Origin of the sequence: Mycobacterium sp. (assembly GCF_047975165.1) — a bacterium.
Classification (GTDB): domain Bacteria; phylum Actinomycetota; class Actinomycetes; order Mycobacteriales; family Mycobacteriaceae; genus Mycobacterium.
On record NZ_JBKECZ010000154.1, the window covers coordinates 1 to 1,607 of the forward strand.

The following is a 1,607-nucleotide window of genomic DNA, read 5'->3' on the forward strand; positions in this document are numbered from 1 at the left end:
GCACCCACTCGCTCTGGCCGGTATCGCGCTGGCCGCGGCATGTATGCTGACCGCGTGCAGCACCGCGGCGTCACCGCAGAGCACCCTGGCCGCCCAGGCGCCCACTCCCGCTGAAACCGCGACGGCGACACCGAGTCCGCAGAACACCGCCCAGGTGCCGGACCGGCCCACGTGCGACACCCTCATCTCCCCGGTGACCGTGGCCGACTTCGCCGCCGTGGGTTGGACGGCACAAGAGCGCCCCTTCTTCATCGGGGAAACGCAGCTCGGCGACGGACTCGTCTGCATGTGGGCCGACTTCTCAGCACCCGCCGGCGACCATCTGCAGCTGTTCGGCTGGGCGCCGCTGCAGGGGCAGGACTCCGCCGAACTCCAGCAACAGCTGATCGCGCAGGGGTGGCTGCGGGAGGAGGCGCCGGGCGGCGTCTACCTCACCGAAGACCCGAACCGGTCGATGTGGACCGACGACGAGGGCTACGGCACCACCTATCTGTTCACCGACACCCAGATCGTCTATTCCGACACCAAACAGGGACTGCTGCTGATCCAGTGGCCACCGGCCTGACCGCACCAACGCCAGCGGCCGCGCAACACACCGCCGCGCACAACGTCGCCATCCCGCACCTCCGTCGGCGGAGATGACCCGCCCGCCGCGCCACTGCAGCCGGATTGGCGACGATGTGCATGTCAGGATGCTGTTCGTCCGTCATCCTGTGCCCCACACCGTCGCCGGGACACGTGAACAGTTCACCTCCGTGACAGCGGCGTGGTGGAGATGGGGGGAATCGAACCCCCGTCCATCGCTGGGTTGCTCCGTCTTCTCCGGGCGCAGTCTGTGAAGGCGTTCTGCTCGACCCCGACCTTTAGCACAGACACTCAAGTCGACGGGCCCAGCCTGGGAGAAGTCCCACGCGGCGTCCAGACGCCACCGCGCAGCAAGATTCCTAGATGACGCCAGGGTCCGTGCCGGAATCACACACGGGCTGACGGACTATCGGGCTCGCTTAGGCAGCGAGGGCGACGTCGGACTGCTTCTTTTCGGCAGTTATTGGTGTGCAGGGGGCGTTCACGAGATAACCCTGCATCCTCGGCCCGCTTCTCGAAACTACGCAGACGATGTCGAAACCGATCATCCCCGAGTTCATCGAATGAGCCGCTGTCACGCTGTGGAGTTGTCATGCTCGGCAAGCATCGAGCAGATAAGTATACAACGCCCGGCATACAGCAGCCATCGCATCGCCTGATCGACCTCCATGCGAATGTCACATGACACACGGTGACGAACCATTACGGCCGAGTTGGGTGTCTTCAGCATGCGCACGCAACCATTGTGCGCATGAGCACCATCACCGACGCCTCGCCAGCGCGCCAGCGGCCGGCGAACGCCCTGCGCCTGACCGGCGTCGGCCGGACCTTCCCGGTCGACGGCGGAACGCGCGAGGTGCTGCGCGGGGTGGACATCGACCTCTCCCCCGCCGAGATCCTCGCGATCGTCGGAGCATCGGGCTGCGGGAAATCGACCCTGCTGCGGCTGATCGGGGGTCTGGACGCTCCCACCAGCGGAACGATCCGGCTGGACGGCACCGGCGTGACCGACACCGACGAGC

General features: G+C 66.4%; 2 protein-coding genes and 1 other RNA gene. 2 read left to right on the top strand and 1 reads right to left on the bottom strand.

Features of this window, described 5'->3' with window-relative positions; translation table 11 throughout:
- The coding region (locus tag ACK5M9_RS14330) for a hypothetical protein (RefSeq protein ID WP_416893821.1) at nt 1-565 on the top strand (565 nt) is incomplete at its 5' end.
- Between the two features lie 202 nt (nt 566-767).
- Here the strand turns inward: ACK5M9_RS14330 and ssrA are convergent.
- Nucleotides 768-1,137: a transfer-messenger RNA gene (ssrA, locus tag ACK5M9_RS14335) on the bottom strand.
- A gap of 199 nt (nt 1,138-1,336) precedes the next feature.
- Here ssrA and ACK5M9_RS14340 point away from each other — a divergent pair.
- A partial coding sequence (locus ACK5M9_RS14340; RefSeq protein WP_416893822.1) for an ATP-binding cassette domain-containing protein occupies nt 1,337-1,607 on the top strand: 271 nt, incomplete at its 3' end.